Source organism: Saccharothrix syringae, from assembly GCF_009498035.1.
GTDB classification, from domain to species: Bacteria; Actinomycetota; Actinomycetes; order Mycobacteriales; family Pseudonocardiaceae; genus Actinosynnema; species Actinosynnema syringae.
On the sequence record NZ_CP034550.1, the window covers coordinates 3,058,506 to 3,077,269 of the forward strand.

General features: G+C 71.0%; 18 protein-coding genes. 10 read left to right on the forward strand and 8 right to left on the reverse strand.

The window, feature by feature from the left end:
* Positions 1-11: 11 nt before the first annotated feature.
* A complete protein-coding gene (locus EKG83_RS14010) occupies positions 12-410 on the reverse strand; it encodes a MerR family transcriptional regulator (RefSeq protein WP_033434543.1) in 399 nt (132 codons plus the stop codon).
* A gap of 150 nt (positions 411-560) precedes the next feature.
* On the opposite strand from EKG83_RS14010, the gene EKG83_RS14015 reads away from it, so the two are divergent.
* The 6 genes from EKG83_RS14015 to EKG83_RS14045 all read left to right on the forward strand — a co-directional run bounded on the left by EKG83_RS14015 (position 561) and on the right by EKG83_RS14045 (position 7,719).
* Positions 561-1,874: a hemolysin family protein gene (locus EKG83_RS14015; protein ID WP_033434572.1), complete on the forward strand. Its 1,314-nt coding sequence runs from the start codon at positions 561-563 to the stop codon at positions 1,872-1,874.
* Entirely contained in the window at positions 1,871-2,911 is a 1,041-nt protein-coding gene (locus tag EKG83_RS14020; protein ID WP_033434542.1) for a hemolysin family protein, read from the forward strand. The genes EKG83_RS14015 and EKG83_RS14020 overlap by 4 nt, the downstream gene beginning before the upstream one ends.
* Before the next feature lie 37 nt (positions 2,912-2,948).
* Positions 2,949-3,926: a sporulation protein gene (locus tag EKG83_RS14025; RefSeq protein ID WP_033434541.1), complete on the forward strand. Its 978-nt coding sequence runs from the start codon at positions 2,949-2,951 to the stop codon at positions 3,924-3,926.
* A gap of 185 nt (positions 3,927-4,111) precedes the next feature.
* Entirely contained in the window at positions 4,112-4,384 is a 273-nt protein-coding gene (locus EKG83_RS14030) for a GlsB/YeaQ/YmgE family stress response membrane protein (protein WP_033434540.1), read from the forward strand.
* Between the two features lie 859 nt (positions 4,385-5,243).
* Entirely contained in the window at positions 5,244-7,370 is a 2,127-nt protein-coding gene (locus EKG83_RS14040) for a putative bifunctional diguanylate cyclase/phosphodiesterase (protein WP_153278070.1), read from the forward strand.
* A gap of 1 nt (position 7,371) precedes the next feature.
* Positions 7,372-7,719, forward strand: coding sequence for an ATP-binding protein (locus tag EKG83_RS14045; protein ID WP_033434539.1), 348 nt, complete (start codon positions 7,372-7,374; stop codon positions 7,717-7,719).
* Here the strand turns inward: EKG83_RS14045 and EKG83_RS14050 are convergent.
* Complete coding sequence (locus tag EKG83_RS14050) at positions 7,631-8,788, reverse strand: alcohol dehydrogenase catalytic domain-containing protein (protein WP_228122607.1); 1,158 nt, start codon at positions 8,786-8,788, stop codon at positions 7,631-7,633. The genes EKG83_RS14045 and EKG83_RS14050 overlap by 89 nt on opposite strands.
* A 92-nt stretch (positions 8,789-8,880) precedes the next feature.
* Between EKG83_RS14050 and EKG83_RS14055 the strand changes: the two genes are divergently transcribed.
* Complete coding sequence (locus EKG83_RS14055; RefSeq protein ID WP_033434569.1) at positions 8,881-9,780, forward strand: LysR family transcriptional regulator; 900 nt, start codon at positions 8,881-8,883, stop codon at positions 9,778-9,780.
* A gap of 137 nt (positions 9,781-9,917) precedes the next feature.
* On the opposite strand, the gene EKG83_RS14060 is transcribed toward EKG83_RS14055, so the two are convergent.
* Positions 9,918-10,865, reverse strand: coding sequence for an NAD-dependent epimerase/dehydratase family protein (locus tag EKG83_RS14060; protein WP_033434538.1), 948 nt, complete (start codon positions 10,863-10,865; stop codon positions 9,918-9,920).
* A gap of 273 nt (positions 10,866-11,138) precedes the next feature.
* Here EKG83_RS14060 and EKG83_RS14065 point away from each other — a divergent pair, with 273 nt between their 5' ends.
* Positions 11,139-11,741 (forward strand): TetR/AcrR family transcriptional regulator, encoded by a 603-nt coding sequence (locus EKG83_RS14065; protein ID WP_033434568.1) that lies wholly within the window; start codon positions 11,139-11,141, stop codon positions 11,739-11,741.
* A gap of 101 nt (positions 11,742-11,842) precedes the next feature.
* On the opposite strand, the gene EKG83_RS14070 is transcribed toward EKG83_RS14065, so the two are convergent.
* Complete coding sequence (locus EKG83_RS14070; protein ID WP_033434537.1) at positions 11,843-12,718, reverse strand: alpha/beta fold hydrolase; 876 nt, start codon at positions 12,716-12,718, stop codon at positions 11,843-11,845.
* A gap of 95 nt (positions 12,719-12,813) precedes the next feature.
* Between EKG83_RS14070 and EKG83_RS14075 the strand changes: the two genes are divergently transcribed.
* Both EKG83_RS14075 and EKG83_RS49005 read left to right on the forward strand, forming a co-directional pair.
* The gene (locus tag EKG83_RS14075) at positions 12,814-13,269 is read left to right on the forward strand and encodes a MarR family winged helix-turn-helix transcriptional regulator (protein ID WP_228122608.1); all 456 of its coding nucleotides are present in this window, start codon (positions 12,814-12,816) and stop codon (positions 13,267-13,269) included.
* Positions 13,270-13,442: 173 nt separating this feature from the next.
* On the forward strand, positions 13,443-13,757 hold the full coding sequence (locus EKG83_RS49005; protein ID WP_084716999.1) for an integrase core domain-containing protein: 315 nt from the start codon (positions 13,443-13,445) through the stop codon (positions 13,755-13,757).
* 623 nt (positions 13,758-14,380) lie between these two features.
* On the opposite strand, the gene EKG83_RS14085 is transcribed toward EKG83_RS49005, so the two are convergent.
* The 4 genes from EKG83_RS14085 to EKG83_RS14100 form a co-directional block, all read right to left on the reverse strand.
* Positions 14,381-15,439, reverse strand: coding sequence for a terpene synthase family protein (locus tag EKG83_RS14085; protein WP_153278071.1), 1,059 nt, complete (start codon positions 15,437-15,439; stop codon positions 14,381-14,383).
* A gap of 38 nt (positions 15,440-15,477) precedes the next feature.
* Positions 15,478-15,648: a hypothetical protein gene (locus EKG83_RS14090; protein WP_153278072.1), complete on the reverse strand. Its 171-nt coding sequence runs from the start codon at positions 15,646-15,648 to the stop codon at positions 15,478-15,480.
* Positions 15,645-16,802 carry a flavodoxin-dependent (E)-4-hydroxy-3-methylbut-2-enyl-diphosphate synthase gene (gene ispG / locus EKG83_RS14095; protein ID WP_228122609.1) on the reverse strand — a complete coding sequence of 386 codons (1,158 nt, stop codon included), beginning with the start codon at positions 16,800-16,802 and terminating at the stop codon, positions 15,645-15,647. The genes EKG83_RS14090 and ispG overlap by 4 nt, the downstream gene beginning before the upstream one ends.
* A gap of 159 nt (positions 16,803-16,961) precedes the next feature.
* Positions 16,962-18,296, reverse strand: a complete 1,335-nt coding sequence (locus EKG83_RS14100; protein ID WP_033436063.1) for a hypothetical protein — start codon at positions 18,294-18,296, stop codon at positions 16,962-16,964.
* Positions 18,297-18,764 lie beyond the last annotated feature (468 nt).

An 18,764-nucleotide genomic window follows, 5' to 3' on the forward strand; every position in this document is an offset into this window, starting at 1 on the left:
GCCGTGGGGCGTCAGGGGACGAGCAGGTCCGGGGGGATCTGGAGGGCGACGGTGATCAGCGAGTGGACGCGGGCGGCGATCGCGGCGAGCAGGCCGTGGACCTCGGGGGAGGCGTTCTCGGCCGCGGCCTGGAGGGTGCGCAGGTCGGTGTTGATCAGGTCGAGGATGGCCGTGACGTCGGCCTGCCGGGTGGTCAGCGCGGTGGAGATCTCCTCCAGGGGAACACCCTGGACCTCCAGGCGTTGTACGAGGTGGATGCGGTCGACGTCGGTGGGGTGGTAGAGGCGGTAGTTGCCCGCGGTGCGCTTGGCCGGGGAGATCAGGCCGAGGTTGGTGTAGTAGTCGACGGTGCGGGGGCTGACCCCGGCCTTGGCGGCCAGTTCGCCGATCCTGAGCAGGACCTCGGTCACTCTCGCCCCTCTCGCCGAACAGTCATCGTCAACCCTACAGTCGCACGTGCTAGTGTTAAGTATGCCTGATGAGACCGACACAGACGGTTGTAGTACTCGGCCGGGCCAGGCCCGGCTGATCTTCGGTTGTGGCTCCGCGGCGGTCGCGCCGTGTTGATCCTCTTCGGTTTGCTGGCGATCGTGGCCCTCACCGCGGCCACCGGGTACTTCGTGGCCCAGGAATTCGCCTACATGGCGGTGGACCGGGGCCGGTTGACGCAGATGGCCGAGGCGGGCGACAAGTCCGCCGAGCGGGCCCTGCGGGTCACCCAGCGGCTGTCGTTCATGCTCTCCGGCGCCCAGTTCGGCATCACGGTGACCGCGCTGCTGGTGGGCTACGTGGCCGAGCCGCTGCTCGGCTCCGGCCTGACCGGCCTGGTGGGGTTGACCGGCCTGCCCGAGGCGGTCACGGTGTCGCTGTCCATGGTCGTGGCGCTGGTGTTCGCCACCGCGGTGCAGATGGTGCTGGGCGAGCTGTTCCCGAAGAACCTGGCCATCGCCAAGCCCGAGGCCCTGGCCACGGCCCTGGCCTCCTCGACCCTGGTCTACCTGAAGGTCGCGGGTCCGGTGATCCGGCTGTTCGACGCCGCGGCCAACCGGCTGCTGCGCGCGGTCGGCATCGAGCCGGTGGAGGAGCTGCCGCAGGGCGCCACCCCGGAGGACCTCAAGCAGATCATCGGCGACGCCGGCGAGCAGGGTCACCTGGACCCGGAGCTGTCTCGGCTGCTGGACCGGGGCCTGGGGTTCCGCGAGCTGGTGGCCGAGCAGGCGATGACGCCGCGCGTGTCGGTGCACACCGTGCGCGCCGACGAGCCCGTCTCGCGGGTGGCGGAACTGCTGGACACCGGCCACTCCCGCTTCCCGGTCACCGGCGAGGACCTGGACGACCTGCGCGGTGTGGTCGGGTTGGCCGAGGTGCTGACCGTGGCGCCCGAGCAGCGCGCCACCACCGCGATCGGCGGGATCGCCTCGCCCGCGCTGGTGCTCCCGGCGACGCTGCCGCTGCCCGCCGTGCTGGAACGGCTGCGCGCCGAGCACCGGCAGCTGGCCTGCGTGGTCGACGAGTTCGGCGGGTTCGCCGGGGTGGTGTCGCTGGAGGACCTGGCCGAGGAGCTGGTGGGCGAGATCCACGACGAGGACGACCTGGTCGAGGACGTGATCGAGGAGGTCGGGGACGGGGTGTGGCGGGTGCCGGGCCGGATGCGCGTGGACGAGATCGCCGAGGCGACCGGTGTGGAGCTGCCCGTCCACGACAGCTACGACACCGTCTCCGGGCTCGTGCTGCACCGGTTGGGCCGCACCGCCCTCGTGGACGACGAGGTCACCGTCGACGGCGTGTCGATCAGGGTCACCGAAGTCGCCCGCAACGTCCCGGCCCGCGTCGTGATCGGCGCGCCGGTCAGGCAGCGGGAGGAGGTCCGATGAGCACCACCTGGGCACTGCTCGTCTCGCTGTTCTTGCTGGTGTTCAACGCCTTCTTCGTCGCCGCCGAGTTCGCGCTGATCGCCGCCAAGCGGCACCGGCTGGAGCAGGAAGCGGAGACCAGCCGCGCGGCCCGTGCCGCCGTGGCCGGTGTCCGCGAGCTGTCGGTGATGCTCGCGGGCGCGCAGTTGGGCATCACGCTGTGCACGCTGGGGCTGGGCGCGCTGGCCAAGCCCGCCGTGGCGGACCTGCTCGACCCGCTGCTGGGCGCCTGGCTGCCCGACGCGGCGGCCTACGCGATCGCCTTCGCCATCAGCCTGGTGCTGGTGGTCTTCCTGCACATGGTCGTGGGGGAGATGGCGCCCAAGTCGTGGGCCATCACCCACCCCGAGCGGTCGGCGAAGCTGCTGGCCATCCCGTTCCGGGGCTTCGCCCGCACCGTCCGCTGGGTGCTCACCGGGCTCAACGGCCTGACCAACGCGCTGCTGCGCGCGTTGAAGGTGACCCCGCAGGACGAGCTGGCCCAGGCCCACCGCCCCGACGACCTGCGGATGCTGGTGCGCCAGTCCGGCGAGCACGGCCTGATCCCCGAGGGCCAGCAGCGCCTGCTGACCCGGATGCTCCAGGTGCAGAACACCACCCTGGCCCAGGTCATGGTGCCCGTCGACCGGGCCGTCAGCGTCACCGAGCACACCCGTGCGCGGGCGATCGAGCGCCGCAGCCGCGAGTCCGGCCGCTCCCGCTTCCCGGTCGTGGACACCCACGGCCGCTTCGTCGGCCTGGTCCACATCCGCGACGCCGTCCGCGACGCCGCGGACGGGGTGGACAGGACCGCCCGGGAGCTGATGACCCCGCCGCTGACGCTGCCGGCGACGCTGCCGGTCGCGCAGGCGGTGACCGCCATGCGTGCCGACCGGGCGCAGCTGGCCCTGGTGGCCGACGCCGACCGGGTGGTGGGCATCGCCGCGCTGGAGGACCTGCTGGAAGAGCTGATCGGCGACTTCGAGGACGAGACCGACCCCCTGCTGCGCGCCACCTGAGGTTTCCCCGCACACCCTTTCGGAGGAATGAAGCCCGATGTTCAAACGGATGCTCAGCGCGTTCGGCGTCGGCGGCCCGTCCGTCGACACCGTCCTGGACACCCCGCACGCCCAGCCCGGCCAGGTCATCACCGGCCAGGTCCGCATCCAGGGCGGCAGCAACGACGCCCACATCGACCAGATCCTGCTGTCCCTGGTCACCCGCGTCGAGGTCGAGCACGGCGACCACGAGTTCAACGGCGTCTCGGAGTTCCTGCGCGCCTCCGTGGCCCAGGGCGTGCGCGTGGCGGCCGGGCAACCGGTCACCGTGCCCTTCCAGCTGCCCATCCCCTGGGAGACCCCGATCACCGCGGTCGGCGGGCAGCCGCTGCCCGGCATGACCGTGGGCGTGCGCACCGAACTGGTCATCTCCGGCGCCCCCGACAAGGGCGACCTGGACCCCGTCCTGGTCGGCCCGCTGCCCTCCCAGGACCGCGTGCTCCAGGCGTTCGGCCAGCTCGGCTTCCAGTTCCGCAGCGCCGACGTGGAGGCTGGGCGCATCCACGGCGTCAACCAGGAGCTGGGCTTCTACCAGGAGATCGAGTTCTACCCGCCGCCGCAGTTCGCCGGCGCGGTCAACCAGGTCGAGCTGACCTTCGTGACCAACCCGCACGAACTGGTCGTCGTCCTGGAGGCCGACAAGCGCGGCGGCCTGTTCTCCTCCGGCTCCGACGCCTTCGGCCGCTTCCACACCACCCACCACGACGCGCTGGGCACCGACTGGGCGGGCGCGATCAACCAGTGGCTGGCCCAGGTCGCCCAGCGCGGCGGCCACGCCGCCTACGGCCAGCCCGGCTACGGGCACCACGGCTACGACCAGCACGGCTACGGCCACCACGGCCACCACCGCGGCCCGGGCATGGGCGGCGTCGTCGCCGGCGCGGCGGCCGGCGTGGTCGGCGGCATGATCCTCGGCGAGGCGATGGAAGAGGTCTTCGAGGACGACGGCGGCGAGGCGTTCGGCTTCGACGAGTGACCCGGTGACACCTCGGCTCCCGCGCCTCCCACGCGCGGGAGCCGAGGTGTGGCGGATCGACCGGGGGGCGGCGGGGGCGTTGCCAAGAATTCGCCCGGTGGCGGTGTCCGGGGAGGCCCGGTTCGGGGAAGGATCCGATCCGTCATCGGACACCAGTCACCCATCTGACGCCCCGGGGAGTGGACGTGGAGGTTTCCGGCTTTTTCAGTGCCCTGTTCGTGGGACTGATCATCGGCGCGCTGGGCAGGCTGGTGCTGCCCGGCAAGCAGCACATCCCGATCTGGCTCACCATCGTCGTCGGCGTCGTGGCCGCGGTCGTGGGCACCTTCGTCGCCACCGCGCTCGGCGTGGACGACACCCGCGGCTTCGACTGGATCGAGATCGCCATCCAGGTCGGTCTCGCCGCGGGCGGGGTGGCACTCGTGACCGGCTTCTACGGTCGCAGGTCCATGCACTGATCGAGCCGCACGTGCCGGTGGCGGCCACCGGGCCGTTGCCGCGGCGGCCCGGGTAACGCGACATGCCCGCACGTTCCGACAGCTCGGTGGTCGCACCTGTCGTCGAGGGCCATGGCGGCCAGCGTGCGCAGCGGTCGGACGGCGCCGTCGGCGAGCAGACCGCGCGCGGTGGCCGCGGCGGCCCGGACGTCGACCAGGCGCGCCGGTGGGCCGCCGACGCCGGGCCGGCGGGGTGCGCCGCGCCAGGCCCGGACGTCGTGTCGTCGCGGGTCACCCCGAGCGTGCAGCGGTTGCTCGACCGGCTCTCGCGCACCCCGCTGGTCGTCCACGACGCCGACCGCCTGGCCCTCGCCGTCGGGACGGAGGCGGCGGAAACGCCGAGCGGCGGCGCACCCCCGCCCCGGACCGGCGGAGGCCATCCGATTTCGGACTGCGCGAACAGGCCCCCGAATTGGCGCAATCGACACCCACCGGTACATCACGGAGGTCGGCGTTCGTGCGACTGACGCGGGAATTCGTGGCGGGCGCGGTGCACGATCAGGTGAACCGGTTCGTCGCACTCGCACGAGTTCATGCTCGTGCGACCGCGTCAATGTCGACCTGCTTCGAACGGCTCGCCGAAATCGCCACGCGGTGAGCACCGGTTGACCTGCGGCCGATAAGGCGAGCAGTTCTCGAACGCGGCGCTTGTTCAAGGACGATTGCTCTACCGGCAGGATCGATACCGCGGCGGAGATCCGCATAGTATGGTCCGCTCCGATCAAGACGTGATCTGCGGCCATGTCGTTGAGGGAGGACCGTGACTCGTCCGACCCGGTTATTCACCTCGCTTCCCGATCCTGACGGGGCATCGTCGCCGATGACGGGTGCTGGTGTGCGGCGGGTGCGGCGCTGGACCGCCGTCTTCGCCTGGATCGGTGGCGTCGTCTTCGCGGTCCAGCTCGCCGCGGCCGGCGGGGCGGTCGGCGCGGTGGTCGCCGGTGTGGTGGCGGGGGTGTTGGGCACGTGGGTCCTGCGGCCCGGCCACGACGGCGTGGGCCTCGTGCTCGCGGAGGTCGCGGCGATCACCGCGGGCGTCCTGGTGCTGCCCGGTCCCCAGCCGGTGCTCGGGTTCCTGTTCGGCGCGACGGTCCGCAGGGCGCTGGTGGACGGCGCGGACCGGTTCCCGGCCAAGGCGACGTGCGCCGTGGCGGGGTACCTGGTGGGCATCGGCGCGTCCGTCGCGCTCGGCCCCGGGCCGACGGCCACGGAGCTGGTTCCGGCGTTGCTGCCCCTGGTCGGGCTGGTCGTGGGCTCCGCCTCCCTGTACGAGACCACTCGCGCCGTGCACCTGGCGGAGGCGACCCTGCGCCGGCTCGACGAGGCCACCAGGACCACCGCGGCGGTGGTGCGCGCCAGTCCGGTCGGGCTGGTCCTGTTGGACGGCGACGGTCGACCGGAGCTGTTCAACGACCGCGCCGCCGACCTGCTCGGCTGGGACGGGACCGGCGCGGTGCCGTGCCCGCACGGGCCGGACATCACCCGCTGCGGTGACGGCTGCCGCGGGAAGGCGGGGGAGCCGGTGGAGGTGCGGCTCGACCGCGCCGACACCGCCGCGAGCCTGACCCTGCACCCCGTGGACCTCGACCCCGGCACGCGGTCGGGCCGCCTGCTCGTCGCGGTCGCGGACTCCACCGCCCGCCAGGTCCGCGAGGACGTGCTGCGCGAGCGGGCCGACCACGACGAGCTGACGGGACTGGTCGGCCGCCGCCGCTTCCTCGAACTGGTCGACCGGGCGCTGGCCGCCGACCAGGGGCCGGTCGGGTTGCTGCTGGTCGACCTGGACAGGTTCAAGGAGGTCAACGACCTCGAAGGCCATCGGGCCGGTGACCGGCGGCTGGTGGCGGCCGCCCGGCGCCTGCGCGCCGCGACCGGGGCGGACGGGGTGGTCGCGCGCCTGGGCGGTGACGAGTTCGCCGTGCTGACCACCGCCCGGGACGACCGCTCACGGCTGGCCGAGCGGCTGCTGACCGCGTTGGCGACCCCCTCGGCGGATCCCGCGGACTCCCACGTGATCCGGGCGAGCATCGGCGTCGCGGTGTCCCACGGGGGCGGCACCACCTCGACCGACCTGCTGCACGACGCCGACATCGCGATGTACGTGGCCAAGCGCGAGGGCGGGGGCCGGGTGCGGCTGTTCGAGCCCGCGATGGGCGAGGAGGTCCTGGTCAAGCAGAAGGACAAGGTCGACCTGCGCGACGCGCTGACCCGCCGGCAGTTGGTCTTGCACTACCAGCCGATCATCGACGCGGCGTCGGGACGCGCCTCGCACGCCGAGGCGCTCGTGCGGTGGGCGCACCCCACCCGCGGTCTGCTCGGCCCCGACAAGTTCATCGGCCTGGCCGAGGAGACGGGGCTCATCGTGCCCCTGGGCGTGCACGTGCTCCGCACGGCCTGCCTGCGGGCCGTGCGGTGGCGGCGGGACGGTCGGCGGTTGGGCGTGGCCGTCAACGTCTCGCCCGGGCAGCTGTCCGGGGAGGTCTTCCCGCGGGAGGTCGCGGAGCTGCTGTCGGCCACCGGCCTGGCACCGGCCGACCTGACCGTGGAGGTCACCGAGGCGGTGTGGGCCGACGAGACCGCCATGCGGGTGCTGATGGCGGTCCGCGAACTGGGGGTGCGCATCGCGCTGGACGACTTCGGCACCGGGTACTCGTCGCTGAGCTACCTGCGCCGCTACCCGTTCGACCTGGTGAAGATCGACAAGTCGTTCACCGCCGGGTTGGGCGGGGACCCGCGCAACGAGGGCGTGGTGCGGTGCATCATCGGGCTCGCCGCCGTGCTCGGGGCCCGCACCGTGGCGGAGGGCGTCGAGACCGAAGCCCAGGCCGACTGGCTGCGCCGCGAGGGCTGCGACTACCTCCAGGGCTACCTGTTCGGCCGACCCGACCTGCTGGAGAACTGGCGCCCGGAACTGCTCGCCGACCCCGTTCCGCTGCCGCACAGCTGAGATGCGGCTGCTCGTCGACGCCCGGATCGTCGGCGCCGACCGGGCCATCACCGTGGTCGAGGTGCGGGACGACGGTGACGGGATCGCGCCGGAGCACCTGCCGCACGTCTTCGAGCGCTTCTACCGCGTCGACCCCGGCCGCAGCCGCGACGGCGGTGGTTCGTCGGGCCTCGGCCTGGCCATCGTCGAGGCGATCGTGACCGCGCACGGCGGCACGCTCGACGTCACCTCGGCGCCCCGGCGGGGCACCACCGTCCGGGTCACTTCCCCCGTCGACAGCTCTCCACGACCGGTCGGTCCGCTCTCCGGGAGCCGACCGGTCCCCGGTGACCGCGGGCCCTCGGCATGAGGACGGTGCGGTCGAAGGGGCCGCCGTGCGCGGCCGCGTGGGCGACGGCGTCGTTGACCTGGTCGAGGTCGAACCGGGTGATGCGTTCGGGGGCGAGGTCCAGGGCGCCCGTCGCGATGAGGCGGATCATGCCGACGTTCGCCGCCCGCGGGTACATCCACTGGCCTCGGACGGTCACCGAGTTGCGCATGATCCAGGGGTAGGGCAGGGCGAGATCCGCACCGCCGAGCATGCCGACGCCACCCATCAGCACGACCCGCCCGTACTCGCGCACGGTCATGGCCGCCGCACGTGCCACCGAGCTGGGCGCCCGGGGCGGCAGGAGGTCGAGCACCACGTCGATCGGGCTGTCGGTGGCCGCCGCCATGGTCGCGCGGTCGGTGTCCTCGTCCCCGCTGAGCTCGACCGGGCTCACCCGTGCGCCGAACCGGTCGGCGAGCAGGTCGAGGACGGCCCGGTTGCGGCCCGGGGCCACCACGTGCCCGGCACCCATGGCGAGCGCGACGGCCACCGCGCTGCTGCCGAGGTTGCCGGTCGCCCCGCTGACCAGCACCGTCTCACCGGCCGCGAGTCCGCCTGCCAGCAGCCCCCCGTAGGGAATGGTGTGCACGCCCAGCACGGACCAGCGCGCGGGATCGGCCGCCGCCCCGGCGGGCAGGGGGTGCACGTTCTCCGTGGGCACCCGCATGAGTTCGGCGAAGGGTCCGTCGTGCAGGTATCGGGCCAGCTCGGCGCCGCCCTCGCCGCGGGAGCTCCACCCCTGCAGCGTGATGTCCGGTGTCAGGGCGTCGTCGCGGGCGCGGACCGTGGGGTCGCACCACACCACGTCCCCCACCTCGAGCTTGGTCGCGTCCGGTCCCACGCCGACCACCCGGCCGATACCGCCGACACCCGGCACGACCGGTGGTTCCAGCGGGTAGCGCCGTTCACCGCTGAACACCTCGGCCGCGTACGGGGGCACACAGGTCGCCAGGACCTCGACCAGCACCTCACCGGTGCCGGTTCGCGGGTCGGGTACGTCGTGCACCGCGAGCGGGGAGCCGAACGCCGTGAGTGTCGCTGCACGCATGGGAAACCTTCCTGTCTCGTCCCACGCCACGCTAAGCGCGGCAGGGACATGCGGGAAGCGGTGATCAGGCATGTCTGGTATGCGTAGTGGGCATGGACGTGTCGAGCGCGAGCCTCCGGGTGCTGTGCCGGATCGCCGAGGCGGGCAGCTTCACCGCCGCCGCCGCGCAGCTGGGCTACACGCAGTCCGCGGTCTCGCGCCAGGCGATCGCCCTCGAACGCAGCGTCGGGGCCACCCTGTTCGAGCGGCAGACCGACGGGGTGCGGCTCACCGAGCGCGGATTGACGCTGCTGCGCCACGCCCGGACGATCCTGGAGTCGGTCGACGCGGCCGAGCGCGACCTGACCGGCGAGGCCCCTCGTGCGGAGCTGGTGCGACTCGGGCTGGTCCTCAGCGCCGGACCGGTGATCCTGCCCGCCGCGCTCGCCCGACTCGCCAGCACCGCGCCACGGGTCCGGGTCACCACCCGCGAAGGCACCACGCCCGGCATGACCCGGGCGTTGCGCACCGGTTCGATCGACGTCGCCGTGCTCACCTCCCGCCCACCGCACCGGCCACCGGACGGCGAGTCGCCACGGCTGCACATCACGGCCGTCCAGGACACCGAGCTCCTCGTGGCGGCGTCGGCTGCCGGCACGTTCGCGGGCCGCACGTCCGTGCACGTCGACGAACTGGTCGACGCACCCTGGATCGCCGGCCCCTCGTCGAGCGCGGAGCCACTGCTCGGTATCTGGCCGGGCCTGCCGGGACGAGCGCGCATCGTCCACAGCGCACGGGACTGGCTGACGAAACTGCACCTGGTCGCCGGTGGTTTCGGCGTCACCACGATCCCGGAGGGCTTGTCGCCGGTCGTCCCGCCCGGGGTGATCTCCCTGCGGGTCCAGGGCGCGCCACCCGAGATCCGCAGGGTTCTCGTGGCCCGGCTCCCCGGCACCGCCACCCCGGCGGTCACAGCGGTCACCCGGGCGATCACCTCGGCCGTCCAACCGTGACTGATCGGGGACGGTGTGCCCGAGGTGTTGCAGCACAAGCGCATCGGCCACGAGTTCCGCGGTGGTGAAGCCGGGCCTGCACGACACCTACAACCGGTGGCGGTGAGATCCACCTGTCGGCATGGGCGACGAGCTGGTCACGTGTTCGACCGCTGACCCCCGTCGGCGTGTTCCCCCCTGATCGCGCCGACCTGGTCGCGGATGGCGGTGTCGAGGTCGGTGGCGGCCAGGCCGAAGGTGTCCGCCGTCTCTGTCGCGTCCATGTGGAACGGCGCGTACCACTGGTAGTCCATCTCGGCCACCTCGCGGGCGATCGGCACGACCAACCCGGCCGCGCGCATCGCCAAGCGCGGCAACTGGATCAGTGTGATCGGCGGCCTGCCCGCGGCGACGGCGCAGCGTCGTGCGAACTCGCGGACGGTGACGGCCGGTGGGGATGGCACGTGCCAGGCCCGACCCCACGCGCGTTCGTCCTGGGCGAGCGTGACCAGGGCTTTGGCCATGTCGCCGTTGAAGGTGAAGGTGTGCGGCATGTCCAGGTGGCCGGTGATCCACGCGGCACGGCCCTTCGCCAATGCCGGTGCGATCAGCATGGAGTAGATGCCGACGGCGTCCTTGCCGATGTAGTCGGAGCCGCGGACCTCGACGGTGCGGATGCCGGCGGCGAGGGCCTGTTCCCACATCCGCTTGCGCAGGCGGCCCTTGCGCCCGGTGGCGGCCATGGGAGTGCGCTCGTTCATCCGGCCGCCGGGCTGCGGCCCGTAGGCGTAGAGGCTGCCGGTGAGCGCCAGGACCGCGTCGTTGGCCTTCGCGGCGGCGATCACCGCGGTCTGCAGGGGCGGCAACAGGCGCTCCCACATCGTGTACGAGGGCGGGTTCGCGCAGTGGTAGATCACCTTCGCGCCGTGGGAGAGCCGGGTCATCCGTGACGGGTCGGAGGCGTCCGCGGCGACCCGCTCGATCAGCGGGTGCTCGGGGCCGGAGCCGCTGCGCGTGACGATCCGGACGCGGTCGCCGCGCTCGACCAGCAGGCGGGCGACGTTCGTGCCGATGGAACCGGCGCCGATGATGACGTGTTCGGCCATGGCGGGCTTCTCCTTGGGGTCTCGGGTTGAGGTCGCTGTGGCGCCGGTGCGGTTGCTGGATCTTGGCGTTCAGCTCCGGGTCGTCGTCACCGACGTCGGAAATCTCGCGGCGCTCGACCGTCGTGGCCCGATCGATGTGGTGGCTCGGGCCGCGCGCCTCAGGATCTAACAGCGTTAGACTTTCTAACAACGTTAACTTAGCCGGGTCGAGATGTCGTCGTCAAGGCTCGGCGGCTAGTGTCCGAGGACACCACCGAGGCGAAGTGGCGGAGCATGCCGACCAGCACGAGACGGGCCCGGGAACGGGCGAGCACCCGCGAACGGATCATCGAGGCCGCGCTGCACGTCCTCGAGGCGGAGGGCGTCGCGGCGCTGACGATCCGGCGCATCGCGACCGACATCGAATACTCCGCACCCGTCGTCTACCAGTACTTCGCCAACAAGGACGCGCTCGTGCTGGAGCTGGTCGCGCACGGCCACCGCCTGATGCTGGCCGAGTTCCGGCAGGCCGCCGAGGAGCCCGGTATCGACCGGCGCATGACGCGCATGGCGTCCGAGTACGTCCGGTTCGCCGGCGAGCACCCGCACCTCTACGAGGTCATGAACAGCGCCGCGGTCGACGCGGACGAGCGCCGGCACGCCGCGGAACCGGCCATCGCCGTCCTGAGGGAACTGCTCGCCGCCTGGTCGGACGCACACGACGTGGTCCTGGCCGACCCCGACGAGGCTTGCGAGATCATCTGGGGCGCGCTCCACGGCATAGCCTCGCTCGGCCATCTCGGCACCGTCGGCACCGAGCGCGCCCGGCGGCTCGCCGAGCAGGCGCTCCGCGCGATCCTCCTCGGCTGGCGAACCGAGGTACCGGGGAACGGGTAGTCGGCGTCAACGGCTGCGGCCGGAGCCGGACGACATCCCGGTGCATCGACAGGATCGGATGTCCAACGAGGAGGCACGCGGGCGCGCCGTGGATCGAGGCGTCACTCCCGGTCGATGTCCGCGTAGAAGGACCGGAGGGCGGCCGCGAGCCGGTCGGGGGCTTCCATCGCCACGTAGTGCCCGATGCCCTCGATGCGCACGGCGGTCACGGTGGTGGCGACCTGCCGCAACGTCGCGGGTGTGAAGTCCCCCGAAGAGCCCGCGACCGCGAGTACGGGCATGCCCAGCTTGCGAACCGCGAGTTCGCGGAGCTCGTCACCCTCCGCGAGCAGCGATCGGTACAGGCCGGCGGCCCCGGCGAACGCGTCGGGCCGCGCGTAGGAGCGGACGAGTTCGTCGATGTCGGTGTCGGTGAACGCCTCGGGGCTCGCGGCGAGCGAGGGGATCGCGTAGTCGGCCAGGAACGCGCGCTCGCGTCCGGTGAGGAGCATCTCCGGGATGCCCGGGGCGGCGAGAACGCCGATGTGCCAGGCACCGCCGCGGGCGACGTCGGCGAGCGTTTCCGCGCCGAACCCCGGAAGTGCGGTCTCGATCCCGGTGTAGCTGCGGACGAGTTCCGGGTGGTCGGCGGCGACGCGGAACGTCGTGGGGCCGCTGATGTCCTGGCCGACGAGGTGGACGGGCCCGACGTCCAGGCGTGCGATCAGTTCGCCGAGGTCTTCCGCCGCGGTCGCGCTGTCGTGCTCCGGGGCGGCGGTGGCGGAGTCGCCGAACCCGCGCAGATCGACGGCGAACACCCGGTGGTGCTCGCTCAGCAGGGGGATCAGCTTGTGGAAGACCCACCAGGTCTCCGGGAAGCCGTGCACCAGCAGCACCGGAGACCCCGCGGTACCCGCTGTCACGTAGTGCAGCTCGGTGCCGTTGAGGCCGAGGCGGTGGTGGTCGACCTCGGGGAGGGTGGCGGCGTGGGGGTTCATCGGGTTCCTTCCAGCAGATAGACAAGCTACTTGTCGAACACTAGGGGAAAGACAAGCGCCTTGTCTATCTCGACGGGCCTCGTATGATCGACCACATGGCGCAGTCCAGCGGCGCCGAGCTCGCGCTCCTGCTGCTCGGCGGGTTCCACACGATGGTCGACGAGGTGACCGCCGAACTCGCGAAACGGGGCCACGAAGGCGTGCGCCCCGTGCACGAGTTCGCCTTGCGCGCCGTGGACGCGGGTGCCGACACCGCCTCCGAGCTCGGTCGCCGGCTGTCGGTCACCAAGCAGGCCGCCGCGCAGACCATCGCCACGCTGGAGGGGTTCGGCTACGTCGATCGCGAGCCCGACCCGGTCGACGCACGCCGCAAGCGCGTTCGGGTCACCCGTCGGGGCCACGAGCTGATGACCATCGGCGGTGCCCTGTTCGACGACGTGCGCAGCCGCTGGGCGGCACGAATCGGGCCCGAGCAGCTCCAGACCCTGGAGGCGCACCTGGCCCGGCTCACCGAGCGCCGCTCATTCACCGCCGAGGACCTGCAGGACTGATCCCCCGCGAAGCCGCTCATCACCTCCGCGACGACCGCGCCCTTGAACGGACCCCTCCGCACCGCGGTTCCAGGTCGGTGACAGGACCGTCGACCCAACGCCGTCCCGCTACTGCGCATCCCGCACATCGACATGAGCGCGCTTGAGCAACGCGATCAGCGGCGGAAGCGGCAGTGGGTCGTGCGGGCCGAACGTGGCTCCGGCACCCGCACCGACGGGCTGGCCACCGACGAGCGGGAGGAACCGGTCCGGCTGCGGCGGGAGAACCGCCCACTGGCCGAGGGCGTGGAAATCCTCAAGCGCGCCACCTCGGAACCCTCAAGACCGAGATCGGCACCAGCGTGTGGGACACCCGCGACGACGTCCGCCGGGACGTTTTCACCTACCCGGGCTACTACAACCACGACCGTCTACATTCGACACTGGGCTACCGCACCCCGCACGAAGCCCGCGTCGGCTATCGTCAAGGTCTCGCCCTCGTGTCATGAAATCCGGTGTCCGGTCCCCGGGGACAACCTCACAGCGAGGCAGCAAGGGCGACCTGATGCTGCCCTCGGTGTCATCCGCCTACCTGCCTCCACCACGGCCCAGGCAGGCGGCACCACCTCGTAGCCGCGCCCGACCCGGCCGACGGACCCCGCCGGCGCGCCGACCGCCAAGCCGTCGTCGTGCTGTGTGGACTGGGGCATCTACGGGCCGGCGATCCGCCGCTGGGAAACCGTGCTCGGCCGTCCGGCGCCATGCCCGATCCAACCCGGCAACCACGGCCGCCCCGTGCTCCCGCCCGCCTTCGTCGAGCACCCCAAGCCACCCACGCGGTATCGCTGCTGCTGGCCTGCGAAGGCGAAATCCGCGCTTCGACGCCGCCCTGTTCGCCGACACCGCAGACGTGGCGGCAGTGGATCGACGTCGGGGTGCGCGGTCATGGCGTGGAGGCGGGCGGCTGGTGGTGGGCATCCGGTCGGTGCACTGCTCACCTGGGGAAGACACCGCATCCGCGGTGGCGGGGTGTTCGAGTACGCCCGGCGCGCATCACCGGAACGACAACGTGTTCCGGTAGACCTCGGTCAGGCCCGGCTCCCCGCTCTTCGTGCCCGCATTCAGCGAGGGATCATCCCCGCACTACGGACGGGTTGGTTGCGCCGGTCAGGTCTTCGAGGTATCCGAGTACGGCGGTGGGCCGGAGGTCGTCCCGCTGGTAGCGGAACGTCGTGTTGCCCCACGCGTCCTGGCCTGCCAGGCTCAACTTGAGACCTTCGACGTACAGCTCGATCACCTTCCCGTAGGTTTCCGCGCCCAGCGCCTGGATGATGCGGGGAAGTTCGTCCTCAAGCCTGGCGAATTCCTGTAGCCGCCGGTGGGCCTCGGCGCGTACCCGGTCCGCGGCCTCCGGGATGGGAATGCCCGATGTGCGGCTGACGACGAAGACCAGGTTGTCCGAATCGTTCTTCGCGTTCAGCTCCTTTTCGTATGACTGGAGATCATTGGACATCCACGTCGTCTCGGCGATTATCTCCCTCATCAACCACAGTTGCGGGTAGAGCAGGACGTGCTCCGGAACCTCGTACCCGCCGATGCGCTCGATCAGGTCGATCGAGGTCTTGGGGCCCGCGCTGGAAAGTCGGCCTTGCTTGTACGAGGCCAAGTCGTGAACCAGGTTGCCTTTTCGTCCAACTGCTTCGAAGAAGTGTCCGTAGAAGTAGTCGCGCCAGTGGTGCGCGGCTCGGTACCGCCAGGTGGGGGACATGTTCTGAATGGCCCTCGACCAGATGTCGGCGAACGCTACGAAGAGGGGGTTCCGCTGGTCCGTGCGGCCATCCGTGAGCGTGATCTCGGCCAGGTGTCCGAGCACGTCGAGCGCTTTGTCGGGGTTGTACCCGAGTTCGCCGTCGAACTGGTCGTCGAAGAAGAAGTAGAACGTCATGACGTCTACTGCGAGGTCGATGTTCTGTTCGGGGGCCTGCGGCCAGTACCGGCAGGCGAACCCGTCCATTTGGATGGCGGTCCAGTACGCCACGGCCTTGTCGCTCTTTACCATACCTGTTTCACGGGCCCATCGGAGGCCGTGATCGTGGGCGCGGTCCAGGAACGGGGAGAGTCGGGCTTCGAATGGGATTTCGAGTCCTGAGACAGGCATGAGATCTCCAATCGGGTGCGGCGCGCCGGGCATGGCGGGTTCCACGGACGGTCGGATCGAGTTGTGCAAAGCTAACGTTTTTGTGCGCAGATGCTGTGCAGGACCCAGGCCGCGAAGAGCATGCTTGCCGCCACCCAACCGGCCGTGGCGGGCCACCAGGGCGGGTCCACGAGGGACAACACCACCAAGCCGGCGGTTCCGAACGCGAAAGGCGCATGAGCGGACAAGTCGGTGCTGTTCACGGGTTCACCTGTGTCGACTCATGCCCAGGCGGATTCGGGTCGTCCTGTCGGTGTGTGTCCTGATCCATCTCCTCGGCGATGCGCATGGCCTCCTCGATCAGGGTCTCCACGATCTGGTGCTCCGGCACGGTCTTGACGACCTGGCCCTTGACGAAGATCTGGCCCTTGCCGTTGCCCGAGGCCACCCCGAGGTCGGCCTCCCGCGCCTCGCCCGGCCCGTTCACGACGCAGCCCATCACCGCCACCCGCAGCGGCACCTCCAGGCCCTCCAGGCCCGCGGTGACCTGCTCGGCCAGCGTGTAGACGTCCACCTGGGCGCGTCCGCACGACGGGCAGGAGACGATCTCCAGCTTGCGCGGGCGCAGGTTGAGCGACTGCAGGATCTGGTGCCCGACCTTGACCTCTTCGACGGGCGGCGCGGACAGCGAGACCCGGATCGTGTCGCCGATGCCCTGCCGCAGCAGCGCGCCGAACGCCACCGCCGACTTGATCGTGCCCTGGAACGCCGGACCCGCCTCGGTCACGCCCAGGTGCAGCGGGTAGTCGCACTGCTCGGCCAGCAGCTCGTAGGCCCGGATCATCACCACCGGGTCGTTGTGCTTCACGCTGATCTTCAGGTCGTGGAAGTCGTGCTCGGCGAACAGCGACGCCTCCCACAACGCCGACTCCGCCAACGCCTCCGGCGTGGCCTTGCCGTACTTGGCCAGCAACCGCGGGTCCAGCGACCCGGCGTTGACCCCGATCCGGATCGGCGTGCCGTGGTCGCGGGCCGCCCGGGCGATCTCGCGGACCTTGTCGTCGAAGCGCTTGATGTTGCCCGGGTTGACCCGCACCGCCGCGCAGCCGGCCTCGATCGCGGCGAAGACGTACTTGGGCTGGAAGTGGATGTCCGCGATCACCGGGATCTGCGACTTGCGCGCGATCGCCGACAGGGCGTCCGCGTCGTCCTGCGACGGGCACGCCACCCGCACGATGTCGCAGCCCGCCGCGGTCAACTCCGCGATCTGCTGCAACGTCGCGTTCACGTCCGCCGTGACCGTCGTGGTCATCGACTGCACCGACACCGGGAACTCCGACCCGACCCCCACCGACCCCACCGTCAACTGACGCGTTCGCCGGCGTTTCGCGAGCACCGCAGCCGGAACGACCGGCATGGGAACAGGCACAGGCACCATCAGCAACCCTCCACGACGCGCCGGACCGGCTTCGCGATGCTCGCCGCGCATCTTCTTTGCCCACAGTAAGTTCGTCGTCACCGCCGTGTCAGCAACGTGATGTTGAACCGGTTGAAAGCAGCGCGGCTGGTGGACTTCTCAGTCGCCCGACTGTCGCGATTGGTGCAGGACTCGGCTCGCGGCGGGATGTGCCTGGTAGGCGCCGAGCTTGCGCCTGAAGGAGCGGAAGGCGCAGTCGACGCGTTCGGAGTGCATGTAGGGGTAGTCGTCCAGGAAGCTTTCCCAAGTAGCACAAGCCTGTTCCAGGTTCCCCCGGCGCAGTTGCAGGTCTGCCAACGCGTGGACGGTCAGCATCCGGGAGCGCCGTTCGCCTTCGGGGCGGTGCCGCAACGATGTGTGCAACCAAGGCTCGGCGCGGGAGGCGTCCCGCAGGAGGGTCAGCACCAGGCCCGTCCGGTGCGCGAGGTCCGCCTGAGCGGCCTGTGCGTCCGGCGTCCGAACGTCATCGACTTCGGACAGGTAGCGCTCGGCTTGGGCCAGGTGGCTGAGCGCGGTCCTGTGGTTCGCCGACATCGCGTGGGCGACGGCGGTGTGCCCCAGCAACAGCGCGCGGATTCGGGCGGGTGCTCGCCCCGAGGCGTGGCCGACCGCCGTGTCGGCCAACTGGACCGCCTGCGCGTGATGTCCCAGGAAACTTGCCTGCGCGCTCATGCCGCACAGGGTTCGGGCGTACCCGAGGTGATCACCGGCCTCTGTCGAGAGTCGTAGCGACATCCGGTAGTACCGCTGGGCGAGGTTGTGCTGAAGGCTGTCGAAGCACTTGAAGGCCATCAGCCGGGTCAGCTCGGCTGCCGCGGTGAGCAGCTCACGACGGGCCCGGGTGTCCGAACAGCGGGTCGTGACGTCGTTGGCGAGGTATGTCGCGAGCGCCAGTCGCGCGGCGCCGCCGCCGAATGCCCGGTCGAGGGAGAGGAAGGCCGACAGCGCCATCTCGATCGCCGCCGTCGCCTCGGTCCCGTGCCGGCCGGTCTCCGCCGGGCACGACCACGCGCCCGGCTCGTCACCCGGAGGACTGACGGCTCCCCAGGTCACCCGGAACGGCTGTGCGCACAGCCAGGCCCGGCGCGCCGGGTCCAGATCGGCCGTCGCGAGGTCGTGCAGCGCCGTGACGCACGGAGACATGTCGGACGCGGGCATCGGCGCGTCCGGGACGGCGTCGGCCCATCCGAGGTCCGTCGCGGACACGAACCGACCGAGACGTCGCGAGAACGCCTCGGCGACGAAAACGGGGACGGGTGGTCGCGGTTTGCTCCCCGACAACCAGTGGGAAACCGAAGTCCGGTCATATCGGGCGATTACCCCTGCCTCCGCCGCCGCCCGGTTGACCGCGAGGGACAGGTTCTGGTTGGTCCACTTGGATTCCTTCATCAACGTGCGAAGGATGTGGTTGTCGATGCGGTTCCGCGCTGCCATGGATCTCCTACCACGTCCCGCGCATCGCAGGGGACGAACCGTCGGCCTCGGCGTCGGTGTCGTGCCACGAGAAGAAGTGCCGTGACTCTACGTAAAGTAGTTCTTGCAGTCAGTGAAGGTGACCGTGCGCCGTGTCACAACCCGACAACGGGGTGAACCTCATGTTTCCACCCCCGGGGGAACATGGCTGCGAATGGGCGTCATCGACGTGGAACGCCGCCGGCCGACCAGCGGGTCGGCGGCTAGGCCGAAGCGACGCCGTCTCTACGGCACGGGGCGGTACGGATTGATGGGCGTCATGCGGAAGTCGCCGCCCATCGGTTCGCCGCGCAGGAACGGATGAGGGGCCGAGGTGGTCCGACCGCGTTCAACGTGTTCAACACCGGACGGTGCGATTTCTCGCGGTTGCGGTTTGCCTGCTGCTCCGTCGGGTATGTGCGTGTATTTGGGCGGCGGGCGTGCAAGCCT